We start from the raw sequence: 20,433 nt of genomic DNA on the forward strand, positions 1-20,433 counted from the left end.
ATGCCCCAGCTGCACGGCGCCCTGCTCGACAAGTTGCTGCCGCTGCTGTCCGCGTTCACCATGGCCATGACCGTGCCGCAGGTGTGGCAGGTCTGGTTTGGTCGCGACACGGGTGGCGTGTCGCTGCTGTCGTGGAGTGCCTACCTGCTTGCGGCGGTGCTGTGGATGGTGCACGGGTTGCGCCGGCACGACCGCGCGATCTGGGTGGCGTGCATCGGCTGGATCCTGCTGGACGCCGCGGTCGTGCTGGGCCTGCTCGTCCGCTAGCGCCTGCGCGCTACCGCGTCGATGGCGTGCGCGGGTTCGGCGAACACGGCGCAGCCGTTTTCCTCCAGCCATGACCGCTGCGCGGCGGAGAGAATCCCGCTGAGCACCAGCCGGGCTGCCCCTTGCGTGGCGCGCAATCGGGAGATGCACTCCTGCAGCATCGGCCACACGCCCGGCGCGCTGCCTGCCGCCGCAAGGAACGCGGCAACGTCGGTGTAGCGGCCGCACGTGGCGGCGTCGCGCAGCGCATCGACCAGCACCGCCGGCTGCGAGAACACCTGGCCGGTGACGTCGATCGGGTTGACGGTGGACGCGAACGGGATCGCGGCCTTCAGCCGTGCCGCGGCGTCGTCGGGCAGCGGCGGCAGTGCGAGGCCCAGTTCTTCGGCCCGGTCGGTCATCATGATCCCGACCCCACCCGAGATGCTGAAGATGGCGACCGGCACGCCCGGCGCCGGCGGCACGTCCGCGGCCTGCGCAGGCGCCGAGAACAGTTCTCCGATCGTGCGGGCCGTGCGCACGCCGCATTCATCGAAGAGCCGCTGGTACTCCGCGGCATTGCCCGTGTCGCTGCCCGTGTGCAGCTTCGCCGCCCGCGCGCCGGCCGGCGTGTGGCCGACTTTCACCAATTTCACCGGCTTGCCCGCCGCCTTTGCGGCGAGCAGTGCCGTGCGCAGCCGCTGCATGTCACGCGCGCCTTCGATGTAGCCGACGATGGCTTCGCACGAGGGTTCGGCCGCTAGCCACGCAATCGCGTCGGCCACTTGCACGCCCGCTTCGTTCCCGGTGGTGACCCAGTGCCCGAGCCCCACGCCCGCCTGCCGCGCCATCGAGAACGCATAGCCGCCGAACGCGCCGCTCTGGCTCACGAGCGCCACCTTGCCGCCTGCGGGCGCACCGCCCAGCACCACCGGCGAGAACGTCGCGAACATGCGCTCGTGCAGGTTCATCGCGCCGAGACAGTTGGGGCCGAGCAACGCAATGCCCGCATCGCGCGCGATGTCGCCCATGCGCTGCTGTGCGCGCGCGCCCGCCTCGGACACTTCCGCAAAGCCCGAGGTGAGCATCACCGCGGCGCGCGTGCCGCATCGCGCCATCTGCACCATCACGCTCTCGCATTCGGCCGCCGGCACGGCGACGATCGCCAGGTCGACGGGCCGCCCGATCGCTTCGAGCGATGCGTACGCGCGCAGCCCCTGGATCTCCTGCGCGGTGCGGTGCACCGGATAGACGTCGCCTGCATACCCGTTCTCGCGCAGCAGGCGGATGGGCATGCCGCCCACCTTGTTCTGCTGCGCCGACGCGCCGACCACCGCGATCGAGCGCGGTGCCAGCAGCGGCTTCAGGTCAGGCGGCCAGTTTCGCAAGGCGGCTCCAGGCGGATTCCATGCCCTGCACCAGCGTGGCCATCTGCTCGGCCACGGTGGTCTCGCCGCGGATCGCGAACACGCTCTGGCCCGCGGCTTCGTAGATCGTGCGCGCATCGTCATGCTCGTGCATCGACGCGAACACGTCGCCGGTGAGAACCTGCTGCAACGGCATGTTCAGCGGCTCCGGCGCGCCCGGCTGCTGCCACGCGTCGATCCAGTCGCTGCGCACCACGCGGCAGGGTTTGCCGCTGTGCGCGCGGGTGATGACGGTGTCCTCGCTGTTGCTCTCGACGAGGCGCTTGAGCAGCGCGGGCGGGGTGTGGTTCTCGCGCGCGGCCATCCACAGCGTACCCAGCCACGCACCCTGCGCGCCCATGGCGATGGTGCCGAGCACCTGTTCGCCGGTGGCGATGCCGCCGGCGGCGAGCACGGGCTTGTCGCCTGCGACGGCGATGACCTGCGGCAGCAGCGACAACGTGCCCACCGGCCCGGTGTGGCCGCCCGCGTCGTAGCCTTGTGCGACCAGCACCTCCACGCCCATGTCGATGGCCTTCTGCGCATGCCGCACGGAGCCGACGAGCGAGAACGTGAGTTTGCCGCGCGCCTTGGCGCGCTCGATGAGGTCCGCGCGCAGGCCGATGGCCGTGGCGACGCCGCGGCAGTTGGACGCGAGCACGGCCTCGATCTGCTCGTTGAAGAGCGCCTCCGACCGCACCTGCGTCGTGAAGAAACTCGGCTTGACGGGCGGCTGCACTTCGAAACGGCGGCGCAGGCCGTCCACGAATTCCACATGCCCCGCCGGCAGCGCGCCCTTGAGCTCGTCGATGCTCGCTGCCTCGGGCACTTTCGACGGCAGCATCAGGTCGATGCCGTACGGCATGTCGCCCATGCGCTGCTGCACCTCGGCCAGGATGTGCGGGATCTCCTGCGGCAGCTCGCGCGCGAGCCCCATCACCGGGAAGCCGCCCGCCTGCGCGATGGCCACGCAGACGTCGACCGAATGCGAGAACCCGAAGATCGGGTGGCGGATGCCCAGCCGCTCGCAGACCGGTGTGCGCACGCCGTGCGTCATTGCGGCTCGATCCCGGCCTGCTTGATCACCTTGCTCCACTTCACGAACTCGCGGTTCACGAACGCGTCGAAGTCGGGGCCCTTCTGCGGCGCGAGCTCCATGCCCATGCCTTCGAGCTTGGCCTTCACGTCCGGCATGGCCAGGATGTCCGCGACGTCGGCCGACAGCTTGCGCATCACGGGGTCCGGCGTCTTCGCCGGCGCGACCAGGCCGAACCACGTGCCGACCTCGTAATTCGGCAGCTTGGCCGCCTCCGCCACCGTGGGCAGCTCCGGCGCGGCGCTCGCGCGCTTGGCGGTGGTGACCGCCAGTGCGCGCAGCTTGCCCGCCTTCACGTGCTGCATGGCGAGCGCGGCGGTCAGAGGCATCATGTTGACGCGGCCGCCCAGCAGGTCGTTCAGCGCGTCGGGCTGGCCCTTGTAGGGCACGTGCGTGAGCTTGATGCCGGCTTCCTGCGCGAGCAGCTCGCCGGAGAGGTGGTTGGACGTGCCGATGCCGGCGGTGGCGTAGGTCAGGGGCGTGGGGCTCTTCTTCGCCAGCTCCACGAACTCCGCCATCGTCTGCGCGGCCACGCTCGGGTGCACCACGATCACGTTGGGCACGACGCCGATGCCGGCGACGGATTTGAAATCGCGCACGGGGTTCCACGTCACGCCTTTCTGCAGGCTGGGCGCCACGGCATGGCCGGGGCTCACCAGCAGCAGCGTGTAGCCGTCCGCGGGCGACTTCGCGACGAAGTCGGTACCGATGGCGCCGCCTGCGCCCACCTTGTTTTCCACGATCACGGGCTGGCCGTACTTCGTCGCCAGCTTCTCGCCGATCGTGCGGGCGATGGCGTCCACGATACCGCCGGCCGTGAACGGCACGATGATGCGCACGGCCTTGTTGGGGTAGGCGTCCTGCGCGAACACGGGGGCGGCCGCCATGGCGAGCGTGGCGGCAGCGAGCAGGGTGCGTCGGGTGAGGGTCATGCTTGTCTCCGAGGGTCGAGGGTTTTTCAGTCGCGCGCGGCCAGGGCCATCGTGCGCCTGGCGATGTTGACGAGGTGGATCTGGCTGGTGCCTTCGTACAGGCGGAACAGGCGCACGTCGCGGTAGAAGCGCTCGGCCACGTTGTCGTTCACGTAGCCCTGCCCGCCGAACACCTGCACTGCGCGGTCCGCCACGCGGCCGCACATCTCGCTGGCGAACAGCTTGCACATCGACGCTTCCATAGTCACGTCCACGCCGTCGTCGCGCTTGCGCGCGGTCTCCAGCAGCAAGGCGCGCGCCGCGTGCACTTCGGTGTTGCTCTCGGCGATCATCTGCTGCACGAGCTGGAACTCGCCGATGGACTGGCCGAACTGCTTGCGGGTGCTCGCACGCGCGACCATCTCGTCCACCAGCCGGATGGCGGGGCCGATGCACAGGCCCGCGAGGTTGATGCGCTGCTTGTTGAGCGCGCGCATCGCGGTGCGGAAGCCCTGGCCCTCCATCGCGGGGCCGCCGACGACGGCGCTCGCCGGCACGCGCACGTTCTCCAGCACCACCTCGCCCACCGGCGAGCCGTGCTGGCCCATCTTGCGGTAGGCCTCGGGCGTCGACAGCCCGGGTGCGCCGCGTTCGATGAGGAAAGCGCTGATGCCGTTCGCGCCCTTGCCCTGCGCGTCCGTGCGCGCGAACACGGTGAACAGGTTGGCGATCGGCGCGTTGGTGATGAAGCACTTGCGGCCGTTGATCACGTAATGGTCGCCGTCGCGCACGGCCATCGTCTTCTGCGCCGTGGCGTCGGACCCCGCTTCGGGCTCCGTCAGCGCGAAGCAGCCGGTGACCTTGCCGCTGGCCAGTTGCGGCAGGTACTTCTCCTTCTGCGCGGGCGTGCCGTCCACGACGAGCGATTCCGACGCGATGCCGGTGTTCCCGCCGAAGCGCGCGCGGAAGGTGGTGGCGCATTGCGACACCTCCATGTTCACCAGGGACAGCTCCTCGCTCGTCAGCCCCGCGCCGCCGTACGCCTCGGGAATGCTGTGGCCGAAGAGGCCCAGCGTGCGCATGCGCTCGACGACGGGCTCGGGGATGACGTCGGTGCGGTCCACCTCCGCTTCGATGGGGATGCATTCCTCGCGCACGAACCGGCGCACGTCGGCGAGCAGCTTGGCGAATTGTTCAGGGTTGCGGATCATGGTCGGGTTTTCAGTTGGTGGAGCGCAGGCCCTGCGCCGCCTCGAGCTGGCGCACGGTGTCCAGCAGCAGCGGCGCGACTTCGCGCGTGAGCTTGTCCTTGGGCATGCGGTAGGCGGCCAGCGTGCAGTTCATCGCCACGGGCTGCTCGCGCTGGGGCAGGCGCACCGGCACGGCCACCGCGTGCACATCCTTGCGCCAGTCGCCGCGCGAGTGGCAGAAGCCGTGCTGCGCATAGAGCTTCTGGTCGGCCTCCCACGCGGGGCGGTGCGTGTCGTACAGCTCGCGGTCGTGCACCTTGAGGTAGTTGAGGATGGCCGTGCGCTCGGCCGGCGGGCACGCGAGGATGAGCGCGCGGCCCATCGACGTGGCCAGCAGCGGGCGCGTGCTGCCGATGTCGGGCAGGTGCTGGTTGAGTGCATCGGCACGCACGGTGTCCACGTACACCATGTCGGCGCGGTCGCGCATGCCGAGGTTGACGGTGCAGCCCGTCCTGCGGGCGAGCTGCTCCATGAGCGGCCGCGCGACCTGCCGCACGGGCATGCTCGCGAGCAGCGGGTGGCCGAGCGACAGCACGCCGCTGCCCAGCCGGTATTTCTGCAGGCCGGGGTCGCGCGTGAGGTAGCCCAGCAGCGTGAGCGTGTACGTGAGGCGCGACACCGTGGGCTTCGGCAGGCCCGTGCGGTCCGCGATCTCGCGGTTGCCGAGCATCGGCTCGGTGGCGGTGAACGCGCGCAGCACCTCCAGGCCGCGCGCCAGGTTCATCGAGAACTGGCGGTCGTCGGCGAGGTCGTGCGGGCTGACGAGCCCGGGGAGCGCGATGGCGGTCATGCTTCGTTTCGGCTTGCTGGCGGCCATGATGGTTCCGTGCGAGGGTGGGGTCAAACGGGTGTTTCGCTGTGCGAAACATCGATTGTGGGCCGCGAAAGGTGGTGGCACAAACTCGAAGATGACCACGAACACCCACTCAGCAGGCGCGCTCGCCGGCGTGCGCATCCTCGACATGGCGACGGTGCTGGCCGCACCGATCGGCGCGACCCTGTGCGCCGACCATGGCGCCGACGTCGTCAAGCTGGAGCTGCCCGACGGCAGCGACGCGCTGCGCGGCCTGCAGCCGGTCAAGGAGGGCGTGCCGCTGTGGTGGAAGGTGGCCAACCGCGGCAAGCGCGGCATCACGCTGGACGTGCGGCAGCCGCGCGGAAAAGAGATCTTCCTGTCGATGCTGCCGAAGTTCGACGTGCTGGTGGAGAACTTCCGCACGGGCAGCATGGACCGCTGGGGCCTGGACATCGAGACGCTGCACAAGGCCAACCCGCGGCTGATCGTCGTGCGGCTCACGGGGTTCGGGCAGACGGGTCCCTACAAGTCGCGGCCCGGTTACGCACGCATCTTCGAAGCCATGAGCGGGTTCACCAACCTGACGGGAGAAGCGGGTGGGCCGCCGCTGCACAGCAACTTCCCGGTGGGCGATGCCGTGGCCGGATTGTTCTGCGCGTTCTCGATCGCGTCGGAAGTCGCGCGCATCCGCGGGAATCCGGATGCCAAGGGCGTCGAGGTGGACCTCGCGGCAACCGAAGCGCTGTTCCGCCTGCTCGACTGCCTGCCGGTGGAGCACGAGATGCTCGGACAGGTGCGCCGGCCGGAGGGCAACCGCGCGAGCTACACCGCGCCGTCGAACATGTACCGCAGCCGCGACGGGCAGTATTTCTCGCTGGTGGCGTCGTCCAATGCGATCTTCGCGCGCGTGTGCGCCGTCATCGGGCAGCCGGCGCTGGGGGAGGACCCGCGCTTCAACAGCAACCCGGCGCGCGTGAAGAACCTGGTGGAGCTGGACGCGAAGCTGGGCGACTGGTTCGGCGCGCACGACTACGCGGAGATCGCGCCGCGCCTGGAGCAGGCGGGCATCCCGTTCAGCAAGGCGTACACCATCGAGGACATCGAGCAGGACCCGCACTACATCGCGCGGCAGGCGATCGTTCGGCTGCCCGACCCGGACTACGGCAGCCTGCCCGCACCGTGCATCGTGCCGCGGATCGTGGGGCGGGAGATGAAGGTACCGCGCACGGGACCCGGCGTTGGGGAGCACAACGCCGAGGTGTATGCCGAGTTCGGGCTGGACACCGCCGAGCTCGCGCGGCTGCTCGAGCAGAAAGTGATCTGATCAGTAGTCGACCAGCGACCCTTCGCGCAGGCAAGGGTTGCGCTCGGCCGCCCGCGCACGGCGCACGACGTCGCGGCCGATCACCGTCTTGTGCACCTCGCTTGCGCCTTCGCCGATCTGGTTGAGCTTGGCATCGCGGAAGAAGCGCTCCAGCGGGAAGTCCTGCAGGTAGCCGCGGCCGCCCGTGAGCTGGAGGCAATCGGTCACGACCTTCATGCAAAGGTCCGTGGCCTGCAGCTTGGCCATCGACGCGAACGTGGCCACGTCCGCATCGCCGCGGTCGTACTTGTCCGCGACCATCGCGAGCAGGGCGCGCGACGATTCGACCTGCGTCACCATGTCCGCCAGCATCCACTGCACGCCCTGGTGTTCGCCGAGCGCCTTGCCGAACGTGCTGCGGTCGCATGCATAGGCCGCCGCGATCTCCACCGCGCCGATCGCGCGGCCGAGCGCCATCGCGGCATGGCCGATGCGCGCGCGCAGCAGCGCGTCCTGCGCGAGGCTGAAGCCTTCGCCCTCGGCTCCCAGGCGATGCGAGTCGGGCACGAACACATCCGTGAGTTCCAGCGAGGAGATCGGCACGCCGTACCAGCCGAGCTTGCCGACCTCGGGGCTGATGCCGAAGCCTTTCGCGTCGCGCGCCACCAGGGCCGCAAGGAACGTCGACGGGTTGTCTTCCGCACGCCCCACCACCACGAACCAGTCCGCCGTGGTCGCGCGCGTGATGAATTTCTTGCGGCCCGTGATGCGGTAGCCGCCGTCCACCCGGCGGAAGAACGTCTTCAGCCCGCGCACGTCGGACCCGGCGTCCGGTTCCGTCAACGCAAACGCCGATTGCAGCTCGCCCGAGCACAACCCGGGCACCACCTGCTCCTGCAGCGCTTCGGAGGCGCCGGCGACGATGGCCCGCGTCGACAGGTCCGTGCCGGTGATGATCGACGCCGACGTGCTGCACACGCGCCCCAGCTCCTCGATGATGCGGATGCGCAGTTGCTGCCGCGCGTCCGTGCCGCCGAAGCGCCGCGGGAACGCGGTGCCCACGATGCCCTCGCGGGCCAGCAGGCGGAAGTTGTCCCACGCGAAGACGTCCTGCTTCGCCACCTCGGCGGCTTTCGGCCCGAAGGTCGAGCGGCAGAGCTCGCGCACGCGCTGCACCACGGCCAGCTCCTCGGGCTGCAGGTTGCGAAGGAAGTGGTCGCCGAACAATCGGGTCTCGCTCATCGTCGTTGTCTCCAGGGTTCCGGGCATCATGCGCGCGCGGGCGCGCACGGTCGAGCGGGCGTTTCGATGTGCGAAACACCGTCTTGCGCGCACGCGCGGGAAGGTGGTTTCATGCCGCCATGAACCTCCCACCCGACTTCCAGGCCCTGCGCACGCACAGCGAGGGCGGCCGCATCGACTCGCGCCTCGTGCGCCTGCGCTTCGACGACCTTTCGCCCGGCGAAGTGCTGGTGCGCACGCGCTACGCCGGCGTCAACTACAAGGACTGCCTGTCGCTGCACGGGCAGGCGAAGATCATCACGGAGTTCCCGCGCATCGCGGGCATCGAGCTGGTGGGCGAGGTGGTGCAGTCGTCGGACCCGCAGTTCACGGCCGGGCAGCAGGTGCTGGTGCACGGCTTCCAGACCGGCATCGCCTTCGACGGCGGCTTCGCCGAATACGCACGCGTGCCCGCGAAGCACGTGCACCCGCTGCCGGAGGGTTTGACGCCGCAGGAAGCCGCCATCCTGGGCGTGCCGGCATTCACCGTCGCGATGGCCGTCGAGCGCTTCCTCGAACTGGGCGTGACGCCCGCATCCGGCCCCGTCGCACTGAGCGGCGCTACTGGCGCGGTCGGCGTGATGGCGCTGGGCATCCTGCCGCGCGCGGGCTTCACCGTGAGCGCGATGACGCGCCGCATGGAACACGCCGACGCGCTCAAGCGCACCGGCGCCACCGAAGTGATCGATGCGGCCGTGCTGCAGCAGCCGCAGCGCCCGCTGGAGAAGGCGCGCTTCGCCGCCGCCATCGACAACGTCGGCGGCGCCACGCTGTCGTGGCTGCTGCGATCGCTGCAGGACGGCGGCTGCCTCGCATGCGTGGGCAACGCGGCGGGCAACACCTACGAAGGCAGCGTGCTGCCCTTCATCATGCGCCGCGCTCAGATGTTCGGCGTGGTGGCCAACGCCCCGTGGCCGCAGCGCAAGCGGCTGTGGGCGAAGCTGGGCGGCGAGTGGAAGCCCGACATGGAAAAGCTGGCGCCGCACGTCAGCCACATCCGGCTGGGCCAGCTGATGGAGCACGCCGCGAAGCAGCTCGAAGGCAAGGCGGCCGGCCGCGTGCTGGTGGAGTTCGCGCAGTGAAGCGCCAGGGGCCGCTCGCCGGCCTGCGCGTGCTGGAGATCGAGGCCATCGGCCCCGTGCCCTGGGCCGGGATGATGCTCTCCGACATGGGCGCGGACGTGCTGCGCGTCGACCGGCCTGCGCCGCCCGACATGGGCATCGACCGGGATACGCGCTACGAGGTGACCGGGCGCGGCCGCCGCTCGATCGTCGTCGACCTTAAGTCCCGTGAAGGTGTCGACAAGGTCCTGCAACTGGCCGGGCGCGCGGACGTGCTGCTCGAAGGCATGCGCCCCGGCGTGATGGAGCGCCTGGGCCTGGGGCCCGACGTGTGCCTCGCGCGCAATCCGAAGCTGGTCTACGGCCGCATGACCGGTTGGGGCCAGGACGGCCCGCTGGCGCAGGCGGTGGGCCACGACATCAACTACATCGCGACGGCCGGCGTGCTGCACACGATCGGCCGCGCCGGGCAACCGCCCGTGCAGCCGCTCAACCTCGTCGGCGATTTCGGCGGCGGCGCGATGCTGCTCGCGTTCGGCGTGCTCGCCGCGCTGCACGAAGCGAAGTCGTCCGGCCGCGGGCAGGTCGTCGACGCGGCGATGATCGATGGTTCGCTGGCGCTGATGGCGCCGGTGATCGGCCGCTGGCAGGAGGGCGGCTGGCGCGACGAGCGCGAGGCCAACCTGCTCGATGGCGGCGCGCATTTCTACCGCACGTACGCGACGTCCGACGGCAAGGCGGTGGCCGTCGGTGCGATCGAGCCGCGGTTCTATGCGGCGCTGTTGAAGGGGCTGGGTCTCGCCGGCGCGGAATTGCCGGCGCAGCAGGACCGCAAGGCGTGGCCCGCGATGCGGGAGCGATTCGCGGCCCTTTTCGCGCAGCACACGCGCGACCACTGGGCGCAGGTGTTCGACGGCACGGAAGCTTGTGTCTCGCCGGTGCTGTCGCTGGAGGAGATGGCGCGGCACCCGCATGTCCGTGGACGCGCGAGCCTCGTCGACGTGGATGGCGTGCTGCAGCCGGCTGCTGCGCCGAGGTTCTCGCGCACGCCCGGCGCGGTGGCCGGTCCGCCGGTTGAGCGTGGCGAAGGAGGCGAAGAGGCGATAGCTGATTGGGTATAGCGAGCGGCTGGTGGGCGGAGCAACGCGAAAACGCGCTTGACACTCTCATCGCGGGTATTTTGCGTTTACCCTGATAAAGGGTAAACTGCGTTTACTTTCCTTGCGAGTACCATGGCCGATCCTCTCCTGACCACCACCCAGCTCGGGCGCATGTTGCAGTCGGCGCGCAAGGCCAAGGGCATGACGCAGGCCGCCGTGGGCGCCCGCGTCGGCCTGAGCCAGAAGCGCATCTCCGCACTGGAAATCGCGCCGGGCACGATCACTGCCGAGCAGCTGCTCAAGCTGTGCGCAGTTCTCGGGCTGGAGCTCACCATCGGCCTTGCGAGCCAGGTTCGCGACTCGGACAAGTTCGGCTGGTAGGGATGGGCCGCAAGTCCCGTACGCGCGCTCTGTCGATATGGGCCAACGGTGTCCGGGTCGGGACGTGGCGCATTCTTCCTCGCGGCGAGATGGAGTTGCAGTACGACGAAGCATGGCGGGCGTCCGAAGGCGGCCGACCCCTTTCGCTGTCGCTTCCTTTCGGTGCCGACAACTCGCCGTTGCGCGGCGCCGCCGTCGAGAATTATTTCGACAACCTCCTGCCCGACAGCGACGGAATCCGGCGGCGCATTGCAGAACGCTTCAAGACACAGTCCCTGTCCGCGTTCGATCTGCTGACCGCTGTGGGGCGCGATTGTGTCGGGGCGGTCCAGCTCCTGCCCGACCACGACAAGCCAGAGGCAGTGGAGAAGATCGAAGGTACCCTGCTGTCCGAGGAAGAGGTGGCTGCGCACTTGCGCGGCATCGTGTCCCCCCGGTTTCCCGGCTACGACGACGGCGAAGGATTTCGCATATCCCTCGCCGGCATGCAGGAGAAGACGGCGCTGCTCTGGCATGGCGGGCGCTGGCTGCTGCCGCACGGCGCGACCCCTACTACGCACATCCTGAAACTGCCTCTTGGCCGCGTGGGGAACATGCGGGCCGACTTTTCCACTTCGGTCGAGAACGAATGGCTGTGCATGCAACTGATGGAGGCTTTCGGCCTCCAAGTACCACGCACGGCAGTCCTCTCGTTCGATGGCCAGAAGGTGCTGGGCGTGGAGCGCTTCGACCGCCTGCTGGACCTGTCCGGCCGGTGGATCGCACGGCTGCCCCAGGAAGACTTCTGCCAGGTCTACGGGTTGCCGCACACACGCAAGTACGAGGCGGACGGCGGACCCGGGCTGCAGCAGATCGCCGGAAAGCTGCTGAACTCGGAGCGTCGCGAGGAGGACATCGCTACCCTGATGAAGGCGCAAGTGCTTTTCTGGATGCTCGCGGCGACGGACGGCCACGCCAAGAATTTCAGTATCCGCCTGCTTCCGCAGGGCCGATATCGGCTCACGCCGATCTACGACGTGATGTCGATCCTGCCGGCGATGGGCGATGCGCCGAGCCAGCTGCGGTGGCACAAGGCGAAGCTGGCCATGGCCGTTTCAGGGAAGAACAGGCACTACCTGCTCAAGGACATCCAGCGGCGGCACTTCAATGCGACCGCGCGCAAGGCCGGCTACGGACCCACGGCCGAGCCGCTGATTGAAGACATCCTGTCCCGTTTGCCCGGTGCTATCGCGGCGGTGGCCTCCAGGTTGCCGGCAGGCTTTCCGCAGCGCGTCGCGGATACGATCCTGAACGGTTTGCGCGCTTCGGCCGAGAGGCTGGCGGGCATGCCGCCCACCTGAGCTGCGCGTCAGATCGTCGCACCCCCATCGCAAACGATGGTCGTCCCTGTCACGAAGCTCCCCGCCTTCGACGCCAGGAACACCGCCGCGCCCGCGATCTCGTCGGGCTCGCCGATGCGCCGCAGCGGCACCTGCTTGTTCACCAGCTCCAGCCGCGCCGGGTCTTCCCACAACGCTTTCGCGAAATCGGTGCGGATCAGCCCCGGTGCGATGCAGTTCACGCGCACCCCATGCGGGCCGTACTCGTGCGCGAGGTTGCGCGCGAGCTGCATGTCGGCCGCCTTGGAGACGCAATAGGCACCGATCGTCGTGCTGCCCTTCAGCCCGCCGACCGACGACACGATGACCACCGAGCCCGACTTGAGCTCCATCATCTGCGGCACGCACATCGAGATGAGCCAGTGGTTGGACAGCACGTTGTTGTCCATGATCTTGCGGAACTGGTCGTCCGAGATCTTCGCCATCGGCCCGTAGTAGGGGTTGCTCGCGGCATTGCAGACCAGCGTGTCGATGCGCCCGAACGCCTGCATGGTCTTTTCCACGAGGGCATGCAGCGCTTCCTTGGACGAGATGCTAGCCGCGACAGCCAGTGCGCGTCCCGCGCCGTACTTCGCGTTGATCTCCGAGGCCACTTCCTCGCAGGCTTCCTGCTTGCGCGACGAGATGACGACTCGCGCGCCGTGTTCGGCGAGGCGCTCCGCGATGGCGCGGCCGATGCCGCGCGACGAGCCGGTGACGACGGCCACCTGGCCGGTGAGGTCGAAGAGGGTCATGCTGTCTCCTGTCTGAGCGACAGGTCGCAGCTTACTTCGCCCGCACGCGCCGGATGTCGCGGTCGGGACGCTGCAGCTTCCCGACGCGCAGCTGCTTCACCGCGTTCACCACCGCGCGCGCCACGTTGCGAACTTCTTCCTGCACGTGCTCGTCCTTGTCGAGTTCGTCGTGGCTGGTGGCATAGGGCTCGTAGTAGCCGATGAAGCGTTCCAGCCGCGCCTGGAAGCCGGCGTCGATCAACCCCATCCAGTCCAGCCAGTCCTCCAGCACCCGGCGCACGGTTTCGATGCCGGCCACGTCGCCGTGCACCACCACGCCGTAGCAGCGGCCCTGCAGGTGCTTGGGGTAGTCCCAGCCCGCGAGTTCGAGCGCCTTCGCCATCTCCGCGTTCTTGCCTTGTGTCGAAGTCGGGTCCGGGTTGCCGCCGTCCGCGCACACCATGCGGTCCATCATCAGCTTGAGCGGGCTCGCGGTCTGGTACCAGTGCACGGGCGTGAGCAGGATGACGCCATGCGCCTTCACCCAGCGCTCGAAGATTTCGTTCATCCAGTCGCCGGTTTGCCGCGTCGCGTGGTTCGGGTAGCAGCTGCACGGCCAGTGGCACAGCGGCATCGCGGTGGACACGCAGCCCTTGCAGGGGTGGATGTGGCGGTCGTAGTCGGAAGTCAGGCGCGACAGGTCGAGCAGGTCCGCTTCGATGCCGGCTTGTTCCAGCACTTCGCACGCGATCTTCGACAGGCGCCACGTCTTGGAGATTTCGCCCGGGCAAGTGCCGTCATTGCGCGGCGCCGAGCAGACGACCAGCACGCGCGAGGGCGTGGTGCTCCACGCTTGCTGTGCGGCGACGAGCTTGTCGTGCGCTTCGCGCCATTCGATGGAGAGGTCGTAGCCGGGGTCGGCGAAGCCGGGCCCGGCCTTCGCGGTGCGCGGCGCCTTGCGGCCTTCCCGGTAGGCTTGCCACGCGATCTCTTCGAGGCGCGACAACGCCGGCTGCTCGGCCTCATAGGCCGGGTCGAAGAACTGCTGCATGAAGCGTTCGTGGAACGCGCCGCGCTCCAGCATGTCGGGCGCCTGCCCCTTGCGAACTTGCGTCATCGTGCGACTTCCAACGCTGTCATGCCGGGCTCGACCCGGCATCCATGGCGGCGCGCCACGATGGATCCCGGGTCAAGCCCGGGATGACAGTCAGACCACAACCAGCTTCGGTTCGCCGGCGCTGCACGCGCCCACCACCGCAGCCTGCTCGAACCCGTGCCGGCGGAACACGGCAAGCACCTGCTCCGCACTGCCCGGGCTGCACGACACTAGCAGGCCCCCGCTCGTCTGCGGGTCGGTCAACAGCGACTGGTCGACGGCGGCGAAGTCCGACGGCAGCTGCACATCCTTGCCGTAACCGGCCCAGTTGCGGCCGGACGCGCCGGTAATGAAGCCCTCGGCCGCGAGCTCGCGCGCGCCCTGGATCACCGGCACCTTCGCCATGTCGAGCGTGACGGTCAGGCCCGCGCCGCGCGCAAGCTCCAGCCCGTGGCCGGCCAAGCCGAAACCGGTGACGTCGGTGAGCGCGTGGACGCCCGGCAGCTCGGCAAGCTCGGGCCCCGGCGTGTTGAGCTTGGTGGTGCTCGCGATCATGCGCGCGTAGCCGTCCGCATCCAGCTTCTCCTTCTTGAGAGCAGCCGAGAGCACGCCAACCCCCAGCGGCTTGCCAAGGATGAGCACGTCGCCCGCACGCGCATCGGCGTTCTTCTTCACGCGTTGCGGGTGCACGAGGCCCAGCGCCACGAGGCCGTAGATGGGCTCGACCGAATCGATCGTGTGGCCGCCCGCGACGGGGATGCCCGCCTCGCGGCAAACCGATTGCCCGCCTTCGAGGATGCGCCCGATGGTGGCGGTGGACAGCACGTTGATCGGCATTCCGACGAGAGCGAGCGCCATGATCGGCCGCCCGCCCATCGCGTACACGTCGGAGATGGCGTTGGTGGCCGCGATCCGTCCGAAGTCGTACGGGTCGTCGACGATGGGCATGAAGAAGTCGGTGGTGGCGATCAGCGCCTGCTGGTCGTTGAGCTTGTAGACGGCGGCATCATCGGCCGTCTCGATGCCGACGAGCAACTCCGGCGGCACCGGCATGTTCACGGAACCCTTGAGGATCTCGGACAGCACGCCGGGCGCGATCTTGCAGCCGCAGCCGCCCCCGTGCGAGAGCGAGGTGAGGCGGGGTTCGGTGGGGTTCGTGGTCATGGCGGGATCTCCAAATCCTGGACGAGGCGCAGCAGGGCGGCCTGCTCCGCTTCGGGCGCGAACAAAGCGGCCCGGCGCGCGCATTGTGCCCCCAGCCGCGCGAGGGTGCCTGTGCTGGGGTCTTCCGCGTGGCACAGCCGCAGCAGGCGCGCGAGGGCCGCCGCGTCGCCATGCTCGAAGTAGCCGTCGTAGTCTTCGCCCAGCATGCCCACGTTGCCCGACACGCGCGAGGCGATCACCGGCGTGCCGCTGCACACCGCCTCCATCACGACGTGCGCGCCGCCTTCCGCGGCACTCGGGTGCACCAGCACGTGGGCGGCGCGGATTTCCTCGCGCGTGCGCTCGTGCGGCAGCGCGCCGAGCCAGCGGTAGCCGGGGCACTCGCGCTCGGTGGCGTGGGCGCGCCCGGCCCACGCGGGCTCTTCGGCGGCGCCGATGTGGCGCAGCTGGATGCCGGGTTCGCCACGCAGCAAACGCGCCGCATCGAAGAACGTGCCCGGGCTCTTCACCTCTCGCAAGTGGCCCACCATCACGGCCGTGAGTTGCCCCACGGGTTTGGGCAACACGGGCAATGCGGGCGTGGATTGGTAGATGACGCGGGCCTTGGCGCGAAACGGCTGCGGCAGCACGCGCAAGCCGTCTTCCTGCAGGACGACGAGTTGCGAAGCAGCCTCGATCGAAGCGAGCGACGCGAAATCGTTCGGCAGGTCGCCATACAGGTCCGTGCCCGTCAGCACCACGGCCAGGCCGCGCGAACCGCGGCTCGCGTGCCACGCCTTCACGGCCGCCGCAGAGCGGCGCGCGTGCAGGGCCAGCATCACCGTGTCGCGCGCCGCATCGGCATCGGGCCATGCCTGCACCACGCGCGCCTTGCACGAATCCGCCAGCAGGGTCGCCCAGCGCGCCGCCGTGCGCCAGTTGCCGTTGTTGGCCGCGGCGGTCGCAGGACTTACGATGACGACCGATGGACGATCCTTCATCCCGGGTTTATAACGCGGCGCACGCCCTGCGCACCGGCGGGCCTGCGCAAGTGCGCGCGGCTCTGCTGCGGGCGCGGGAGCGCACCGAGCTGCTCTCGCTGGCCTACGAGGAGGCGCTCGGGCCGCAGCTGCCCGTGCCGCTGCGCGCCACGCTCAACCCGCCGCTGTGGGAGCTGGGCCATGTCGGCTGGTTCCAGGAATACTGGCTCGGGCGCAACCCACAGCGAGGGCAGGGCGCCGCGTGGCTCGAACTGGAGCGCCCGCCGTCGATGTTGCGCAACGCGGACTCGCTGTACGACTCCAGCAACGTGCCGCACGACACGCGCTGGCACTTGCCGCTGCCGGACCTGCAGGCCACGCGCGGGTACCTCGCGCAGGTGCTGGCGCAAACCCTGGAGCTGCTCGATCGGCTGCCCCCCGACGCATCCGAAGACGACCTCTATTTCTTCCGCCTCTGCACGCTGCACGAGGAGATGCATGCGGAGGCTGCCGTCTACATGGCCCGCGCCCTGGGCATTGCGGTGCCGCCGCAGGTGCTGTGCCAACGCGAGCGAGGCCAGGAGGGTGCGCTGCGGGTGGAGGAACGAACGTTCCGCATCGGCTGGGCGGGAGCCGGCTTCGCCTTCGACAACGAACTGCATGCGCACGAGGTGCACCTGCCTGCCTTCGAGATCGACGCGCGCCCGGTGAGCTGGGCCCGCTACATGGGTTTCGTGGAGGCGGGTGGCTACCGCGAGCGCCGCTTATGGGACGACGCCGGCGCGCAATGGCTCGACGCGACCGGCGCGAAGGACCGTGAGGCCGGCATCCGGTCGCGCGCCGGCGAGCCGCAAGCACCCGCCGTGCACCTCACGGCGCACGAAGCGCGCGCGTGGTGCCGCTGGGCGGGCCTCCGCCTGCCCACCGAGGCCGAGTGGGAGTGCGCGGCGCTGCACGCGCCCGGCTTCGCCTGGGGCGAGGTGTGGGAATGGACGGCTTCAGCCTTCACACCCTACCCGGGCTTCCAGCCGCATCCTTACCGCGACTACTCCGCTCCTTGGTTCGGCACGCGCGTGGTGCTGCGCGGCGCCTGCACGGCGACGTCGCAGGCGCTTGCGCACCCGCGTTACCGCAATTTTTTCGAGCCGCACCGCACCGACATCCTCGCGGGCTTCCGGTCGGCGGTCACGTCGGCGGGCCGCTGACCCAGCCTTTCGCGACGCTCACCTGCCGCTGCACGGCCACCAGCTGCTCCTTCGCGCGGTTGCGCAGCACTTCGGCCGCATCGGCGTCCTCGATGGCCTTCACGAGGAGTTCCAGCAGGCGCTTCTGCAGGCCCGGCACCGAAGGGTGGTAGCGCGCGTTCGAGGGGTGCTCGCTCATCATGGCGGCAAACTGCGCCACCGGCGGCTGCCACGCAGCCCACGCCTCGGCGATACCGCCCTGCACGGTTGCAAGCAGCGCCTTCTGCGCGTCGATCAGCGCGGTGAGCGACGCACGCGAGTTGCGGCCGGACTCGGCCAGTTCCTTGAGCAACTGCGTGCGCTTCACGTAGTCCGCGGCCTGTGTGAACAGGGACCGAACGTGTGCCTGCGCCTGCGCGTGCCGCAGCATCTTGTCGCGGTCGCTGAGCAACTGGCCGAGCGTCTGCAGCATCGGGTCCACGTCGCGCGCGACGTTGCCGATCACCCCCGTGTGCATGCCGATGTCCAGCGCGAGGCGGCGCAGCGGCGTGGCCGCCTGCTCCGCGTACGGCCCGGCTTGCGTGGCCATCGCCTGCAGCAGGTCGCGGCAGCGCGTGGCCTGCGCGAAGTGGTTGACGAAGCCGGCGCCCGGCTTTTCCACGTCGAGCGCTTCCAGCGAGGCGTGCAGGTGGCGCAGCAGGTCGGGCGCGGGCCACGGCTCGAAGACGCCGGAGCTGACGAACTGGGCGACCTGCAGCCGCTCGAGCACGTGCACTTCGCCCGCGGCCAGCGCGAACCGCTGCTGCAGTTCGGCGGCAAGCGAAACGAACGTGACGGTCGGCGTGGACATGGCGTGCGGTCGAGCTCGGCCAAGCGTACACGATGCGCGCAAAATGACCGCATGTTGCTGGACGAACACCTGCGCTTGCGGGTACAGGCGGCGCTGCGCGCCTTCGAAGTACGGGCGGCGGGCCCAGGCGCGCACAGGCCGGCCGCCGTCGCCCTGGCGCTGGCGGAAGAGGGGACGGGGGCCGGTTTACCCGGTGTCGCCGCGCCGGCCGGCTGGAGCCGCGAAGCCGCGATCCTGCTCACGCGCCGCCCCGATACGCTGCGCAACCACGCCGGCCAGTGGGCGCTGCCGGGTGGCCGCATGGACGAGGGCGAGACGCCCGAGCAGGCGGCGCTGCGCGAGCTGGAGGAAGAACTGGGCCTGCGCCTCGGGCCGGGGGACGTGCTGGGCCGCCTCGACGACTTCGCGACGCGCTCCGGCTTCGTCATCACGCCTGTGGTCGTGTGGGCGGGCCAAGCGCGTGCGCTGGTGCCCAGCGCGGACGAAGTCGCGAGCATCCATCGCATCCCCGTCGCCGAATTCATGCGCGGCGACGCGCCGTTGCTGGAAGCGTCGGACGACCCCGCGCGCCCCGTGCTGCGCATGCCGGTGGGCGACGGGTGGATCGCCGCACCCACCGCCGCGGTGCTGTACCAGTTCCGCGAAGTGTGCATCGCCGGCCGCGCCACGCGCGTCGCCCATTACGAGCAGCCGCGCTTCGCGTGGCGCTGATGAGGGAAGGAGCCCGAACGTGATCATCGAGAAGCAGGAAGACCTGACCGCCGCCGTGCTGGCGGAGCTGGAGCGCGCACCGGACGCGCGCTGGCGAGAGATCATGCGCGTGGCCGTCACGCACCTGCACGCCTTCGTGCGCAAAGCTCGCCTCACCGAAGCCGAGTTCCAGCAGGTCTGCGCCGTGGTGGCGCAGCTGGGGCAGCGCACGACCGCGTCGCACAACGAGGTGGTGCTGGCCGCCGGCTCGCTGGGTATCTCCGCGCTCGTCTGCCTGTTGAACAACGCGCGCGGCGACGAGGGCACCACGGCCAACCTGCTCGGCCCGTTCTGGCGGGCCGATGCGCCGCGGCGTGCCAATGGCGATTCGATCGCGGCACCCGGCACGGCCGGCGACCGGCTGGTCGTCAACGCCCGCGTGCAGGACCGGGACGGCGCACCCGTCGCGGGCGCGGAGGTGCACGTGTGGCAATCCTCCGCGGAAGGTTTCTACGAGAACCAGGACCCCGGCCAGCCGGACATGAACCTGCGCGGCATCTTCACCACGGATGAAGATGGCCGCATCGCTTTCCGAAGCGTCAAGCCCGCGGGCTACCCGATCCCTGTCGGCGGGCCGGTGGGCACCTTGCTGCGCATGCAGGGCCGGCACAACCTGCGGCCGGCGCACGTGCACTTCATGATCCACAAGCCCGGCTACAGGACGCAGTTCTCGCAGGTGTACGCGGGCGACGACCCGAACATCGACACCGACGTGCAGTTCGGCGTGACACGCCGGCTCGTCGCGGACTTCGTGCGGCACGAGCCCGGGCCGTGGTATTCGCTGGACTACACCTTCACCATCGAGCCGGGCGAAGCGCGATTGCCGCGCGCACCCATCGGCGGCAAGGCGGAAGGCGAGCGGCCGGTGCCGGAGGTGCTCAGCCGCCGTCCGTAGCGCCGGCCAGCGCGAGCGCCGGGTACGGGTTCACCACCTCCGCGCCTTTCCACCGCAGGCTCTCCTTGTGCAGCATCACCGCGAAGTGCAGGTGCGGCGTGGTGGCATTGCCGGTCGAACCGACATAAGCGAGCACGTCGCCGCGACGCACCGGTTGCCCCTCGCGCAGGTGGTCCGCATAGCCTGCAAGGTGCGCGTAGTAATAGACGAAGCGGCCCGATGCATCCGCCTGGTACAGCGTCAGGCCGCCCGCGCGGTTGCGCGAGATCTTCACCACCTCGCCGTCGTCCGCAGCAATAACGGGCGTGCCCCACGGCGCCATGATGTCGATGGCCTCGTGCGCGCGGCCCTTGCCGCGGCTGGCGTTGAAGGTGTCCCGCAGCTTGTTGCGCGGCACGCCCTGCACCGGCACGGCGAGCTTGCGCTGCGCGAGGCGGGCTTCGGGCGTGGGGGGTGGCGGCTCTTCGACGCGCCCCACCACCACCGGCGCGGGCGCGGGAGGCCGCGGCGCCAGCCATTCGCTCGCCGAGTGCAGCAAGGCCAGCACGCAGGCCAGGCACAGCAACAGCCGGTAACCCATGCCGTCACCTTATGGCCCAGCCGGCGCGTGCC

General features: G+C 69.7%; 21 protein-coding genes. 9 read left to right on the forward strand and 12 right to left on the reverse strand.

Annotation, left to right across the window (positions count from 1 at the left end):
• Positions 1-267, forward strand: coding sequence for a PQ-loop repeat-containing protein (locus H8R02_RS05965; protein WP_187080397.1), 267 nt, complete (start codon positions 1-3; stop codon positions 265-267).
• Here H8R02_RS05965 and H8R02_RS05970 read toward each other — a convergent pair.
• The 5 genes from H8R02_RS05970 to H8R02_RS05990 are packed head-to-tail and all read right to left on the reverse strand — an operon-like array spanning position 264 to position 5,726.
• Positions 264-1,634 (reverse strand): CoA-binding protein, encoded by a 1,371-nt coding sequence (locus tag H8R02_RS05970; protein WP_255429156.1) that lies wholly within the window; start codon positions 1,632-1,634, stop codon positions 264-266. The genes H8R02_RS05965 and H8R02_RS05970 overlap by 4 nt on opposite strands.
• Complete coding sequence (locus H8R02_RS05975; RefSeq protein ID WP_187080398.1) at positions 1,615-2,709, reverse strand: NAD(P)H-dependent flavin oxidoreductase; 1,095 nt, start codon at positions 2,707-2,709, stop codon at positions 1,615-1,617. The genes H8R02_RS05970 and H8R02_RS05975 overlap by 20 nt, the downstream gene beginning before the upstream one ends.
• Positions 2,706-3,680 carry a tripartite tricarboxylate transporter substrate binding protein gene (locus tag H8R02_RS05980; protein ID WP_187080399.1) on the reverse strand — a complete coding sequence of 325 codons (975 nt, stop codon included), beginning with the start codon at positions 3,678-3,680 and terminating at the stop codon, positions 2,706-2,708. The genes H8R02_RS05975 and H8R02_RS05980 overlap by 4 nt, the downstream gene beginning before the upstream one ends.
• A 26-nt stretch (positions 3,681-3,706) precedes the next feature.
• A complete protein-coding gene (locus H8R02_RS05985) occupies positions 3,707-4,870 on the reverse strand; it encodes an acyl-CoA dehydrogenase family protein (RefSeq protein WP_187080400.1) in 1,164 nt (387 codons plus the stop codon).
• A 10-nt stretch (positions 4,871-4,880) separates the two neighbouring features.
• The gene (locus H8R02_RS05990) at positions 4,881-5,726 is read right to left on the reverse strand and encodes an IclR family transcriptional regulator (protein ID WP_255429157.1); all 846 of its coding nucleotides are present in this window, start codon (positions 5,724-5,726) and stop codon (positions 4,881-4,883) included.
• Between the two features lie 91 nt (positions 5,727-5,817).
• On the opposite strand from H8R02_RS05990, the gene H8R02_RS05995 reads away from it, so the two are divergent.
• Positions 5,818-7,029, forward strand: coding sequence for a CaiB/BaiF CoA transferase family protein (locus H8R02_RS05995; protein ID WP_187080401.1), 1,212 nt, complete (start codon positions 5,818-5,820; stop codon positions 7,027-7,029).
• On the opposite strand, the gene H8R02_RS06000 is transcribed toward H8R02_RS05995, so the two are convergent.
• Positions 7,030-8,250: an acyl-CoA dehydrogenase family protein gene (locus tag H8R02_RS06000; protein WP_187080402.1), complete on the reverse strand. Its 1,221-nt coding sequence runs from the start codon at positions 8,248-8,250 to the stop codon at positions 7,030-7,032.
• 119 nt (positions 8,251-8,369) lie between these two features.
• On the opposite strand from H8R02_RS06000, the gene H8R02_RS06005 reads away from it, so the two are divergent.
• From H8R02_RS06005 to H8R02_RS06020, 4 genes are all read left to right on the forward strand, one after another.
• Positions 8,370-9,371, forward strand: coding sequence for a YhdH/YhfP family quinone oxidoreductase (locus tag H8R02_RS06005; RefSeq protein ID WP_187080403.1), 1,002 nt, complete (start codon positions 8,370-8,372; stop codon positions 9,369-9,371).
• A complete protein-coding gene (locus tag H8R02_RS06010; RefSeq protein WP_187080404.1) occupies positions 9,368-10,471 on the forward strand; it encodes a CaiB/BaiF CoA transferase family protein in 1,104 nt (367 codons plus the stop codon). The genes H8R02_RS06005 and H8R02_RS06010 overlap by 4 nt, the downstream gene beginning before the upstream one ends.
• A gap of 111 nt (positions 10,472-10,582) precedes the next feature.
• Positions 10,583-10,831, forward strand: coding sequence for a helix-turn-helix domain-containing protein (locus tag H8R02_RS06015; RefSeq protein WP_187080405.1), 249 nt, complete (start codon positions 10,583-10,585; stop codon positions 10,829-10,831).
• Positions 10,832-10,833: 2 nt separating this feature from the next.
• Positions 10,834-12,171: a type II toxin-antitoxin system HipA family toxin gene (locus tag H8R02_RS06020; RefSeq protein WP_187080406.1), complete on the forward strand. Its 1,338-nt coding sequence runs from the start codon at positions 10,834-10,836 to the stop codon at positions 12,169-12,171.
• A gap of 8 nt (positions 12,172-12,179) precedes the next feature.
• On the opposite strand, the gene H8R02_RS06025 is transcribed toward H8R02_RS06020, so the two are convergent.
• The 4 genes from H8R02_RS06025 to senB all read right to left on the reverse strand — a co-directional run bounded on the left by H8R02_RS06025 (position 12,180) and on the right by senB (position 16,163).
• Positions 12,180-12,944, reverse strand: a complete 765-nt coding sequence (locus H8R02_RS06025; RefSeq protein WP_187080407.1) for an SDR family oxidoreductase — start codon at positions 12,942-12,944, stop codon at positions 12,180-12,182.
• A gap of 31 nt (positions 12,945-12,975) precedes the next feature.
• Entirely contained in the window at positions 12,976-14,040 is a 1,065-nt protein-coding gene (locus H8R02_RS06030) for a flavodoxin family protein (RefSeq protein ID WP_187080408.1), read from the reverse strand.
• Between the two features lie 90 nt (positions 14,041-14,130).
• Positions 14,131-15,183, reverse strand: coding sequence for a selenide, water dikinase SelD (gene selD, locus H8R02_RS06035; protein ID WP_222622323.1), 1,053 nt, complete (start codon positions 15,181-15,183; stop codon positions 14,131-14,133).
• A complete protein-coding gene (gene senB, locus H8R02_RS06040; protein ID WP_187080410.1) occupies positions 15,180-16,163 on the reverse strand; it encodes a selenoneine biosynthesis selenosugar synthase SenB in 984 nt (327 codons plus the stop codon). Before senB ends, selD begins: the two co-directional genes overlap by 4 nt.
• Between senB and senA the strand changes: the two genes are divergently transcribed.
• A complete protein-coding gene (senA, locus tag H8R02_RS06045) occupies positions 16,148-17,347 on the forward strand; it encodes a selenoneine synthase SenA (RefSeq protein WP_187080411.1) in 1,200 nt (399 codons plus the stop codon). The two genes, senB and senA, sit on opposite strands and share 16 nt — an antisense overlap.
• Here senA and H8R02_RS06050 read toward each other — a convergent pair.
• A complete protein-coding gene (locus H8R02_RS06050; RefSeq protein WP_187080412.1) occupies positions 17,328-18,176 on the reverse strand; it encodes a hypothetical protein in 849 nt (282 codons plus the stop codon). The two genes, senA and H8R02_RS06050, sit on opposite strands and share 20 nt — an antisense overlap.
• A gap of 51 nt (positions 18,177-18,227) precedes the next feature.
• Between H8R02_RS06050 and H8R02_RS06055 the strand changes: the two genes are divergently transcribed.
• On the forward strand, positions 18,228-18,887 hold the full coding sequence (locus H8R02_RS06055) for an NUDIX hydrolase (RefSeq protein WP_187080413.1): 660 nt from the start codon (positions 18,228-18,230) through the stop codon (positions 18,885-18,887).
• A gap of 19 nt (positions 18,888-18,906) precedes the next feature.
• On the forward strand, positions 18,907-19,821 hold the full coding sequence (locus H8R02_RS06060; RefSeq protein WP_187080414.1) for a dioxygenase family protein: 915 nt from the start codon (positions 18,907-18,909) through the stop codon (positions 19,819-19,821).
• On the opposite strand, the gene H8R02_RS06065 is transcribed toward H8R02_RS06060, so the two are convergent.
• The gene (locus H8R02_RS06065; protein WP_187080415.1) at positions 19,805-20,401 is read right to left on the reverse strand and encodes a M23 family metallopeptidase; all 597 of its coding nucleotides are present in this window, start codon (positions 20,399-20,401) and stop codon (positions 19,805-19,807) included. The two genes, H8R02_RS06060 and H8R02_RS06065, sit on opposite strands and share 17 nt — an antisense overlap.
• Positions 20,402-20,433 lie beyond the last annotated feature (32 nt).

Source organism: Ramlibacter albus (assembly GCF_014297445.1).
GTDB classification, from domain to species: domain Bacteria; phylum Pseudomonadota; class Gammaproteobacteria; order Burkholderiales; family Burkholderiaceae_C; genus Ramlibacter; species Ramlibacter albus.

What these genes read in the sequence shown, in the direction of transcription:
- H8R02_RS05965 (WP_187080397.1), top strand. Translation starts at nt 1, where the DNA reads ATGCCCCAGCTGCACGGCGCCCTGCTCGACAAGTTGCTGCCGCTGCTG.
- H8R02_RS05975 (WP_187080398.1), bottom strand. Translation starts at nt 2,709, where the DNA reads ATGACGCACGGCGTGCGCACACCGGTCTGCGAGCGGCTGGGCATCCGC.
- H8R02_RS05980 (WP_187080399.1), bottom strand. Translation starts at nt 3,680, where the DNA reads ATGACCCTCACCCGACGCACCCTGCTCGCTGCCGCCACGCTCGCCATG.
- H8R02_RS05985 (WP_187080400.1), bottom strand. Translation starts at nt 4,870, where the DNA reads ATGATCCGCAACCCTGAACAATTCGCCAAGCTGCTCGCCGACGTGCGC.
- H8R02_RS05990 (WP_255429157.1), bottom strand. Translation starts at nt 5,726, where the DNA reads ATGGCCGCCAGCAAGCCGAAACGAAGCATGACCGCCATCGCGCTCCCC.
- H8R02_RS05995 (WP_187080401.1), top strand. Translation starts at nt 5,818, where the DNA reads ATGACCACGAACACCCACTCAGCAGGCGCGCTCGCCGGCGTGCGCATC.
- H8R02_RS06000 (WP_187080402.1), bottom strand. Translation starts at nt 8,250, where the DNA reads ATGAGCGAGACCCGATTGTTCGGCGACCACTTCCTTCGCAACCTGCAG.
- H8R02_RS06005 (WP_187080403.1), top strand. Translation starts at nt 8,370, where the DNA reads ATGAACCTCCCACCCGACTTCCAGGCCCTGCGCACGCACAGCGAGGGC.
- H8R02_RS06015 (WP_187080405.1), top strand. Translation starts at nt 10,583, where the DNA reads ATGGCCGATCCTCTCCTGACCACCACCCAGCTCGGGCGCATGTTGCAG.
- H8R02_RS06020 (WP_187080406.1), top strand. Translation starts at nt 10,834, where the DNA reads ATGGGCCGCAAGTCCCGTACGCGCGCTCTGTCGATATGGGCCAACGGT.
- H8R02_RS06025 (WP_187080407.1), bottom strand. Translation starts at nt 12,944, where the DNA reads ATGACCCTCTTCGACCTCACCGGCCAGGTGGCCGTCGTCACCGGCTCG.
- H8R02_RS06030 (WP_187080408.1), bottom strand. Translation starts at nt 14,040, where the DNA reads ATGACGCAAGTTCGCAAGGGGCAGGCGCCCGACATGCTGGAGCGCGGC.
- selD (WP_222622323.1), bottom strand. Translation starts at nt 15,183, where the DNA reads ATGACCACGAACCCCACCGAACCCCGCCTCACCTCGCTCTCGCACGGG.
- senA (WP_187080411.1), top strand. Translation starts at nt 16,148, where the DNA reads ATGGACGATCCTTCATCCCGGGTTTATAACGCGGCGCACGCCCTGCGC.
- senB (WP_187080410.1), bottom strand. Translation starts at nt 16,163, where the DNA reads ATGAAGGATCGTCCATCGGTCGTCATCGTAAGTCCTGCGACCGCCGCG.
- H8R02_RS06050 (WP_187080412.1), bottom strand. Translation starts at nt 18,176, where the DNA reads ATGTCCACGCCGACCGTCACGTTCGTTTCGCTTGCCGCCGAACTGCAG.
- H8R02_RS06055 (WP_187080413.1), top strand. Translation starts at nt 18,228, where the DNA reads ATGTTGCTGGACGAACACCTGCGCTTGCGGGTACAGGCGGCGCTGCGC.
- H8R02_RS06065 (WP_187080415.1), bottom strand. Translation starts at nt 20,401, where the DNA reads ATGGGTTACCGGCTGTTGCTGTGCCTGGCCTGCGTGCTGGCCTTGCTG.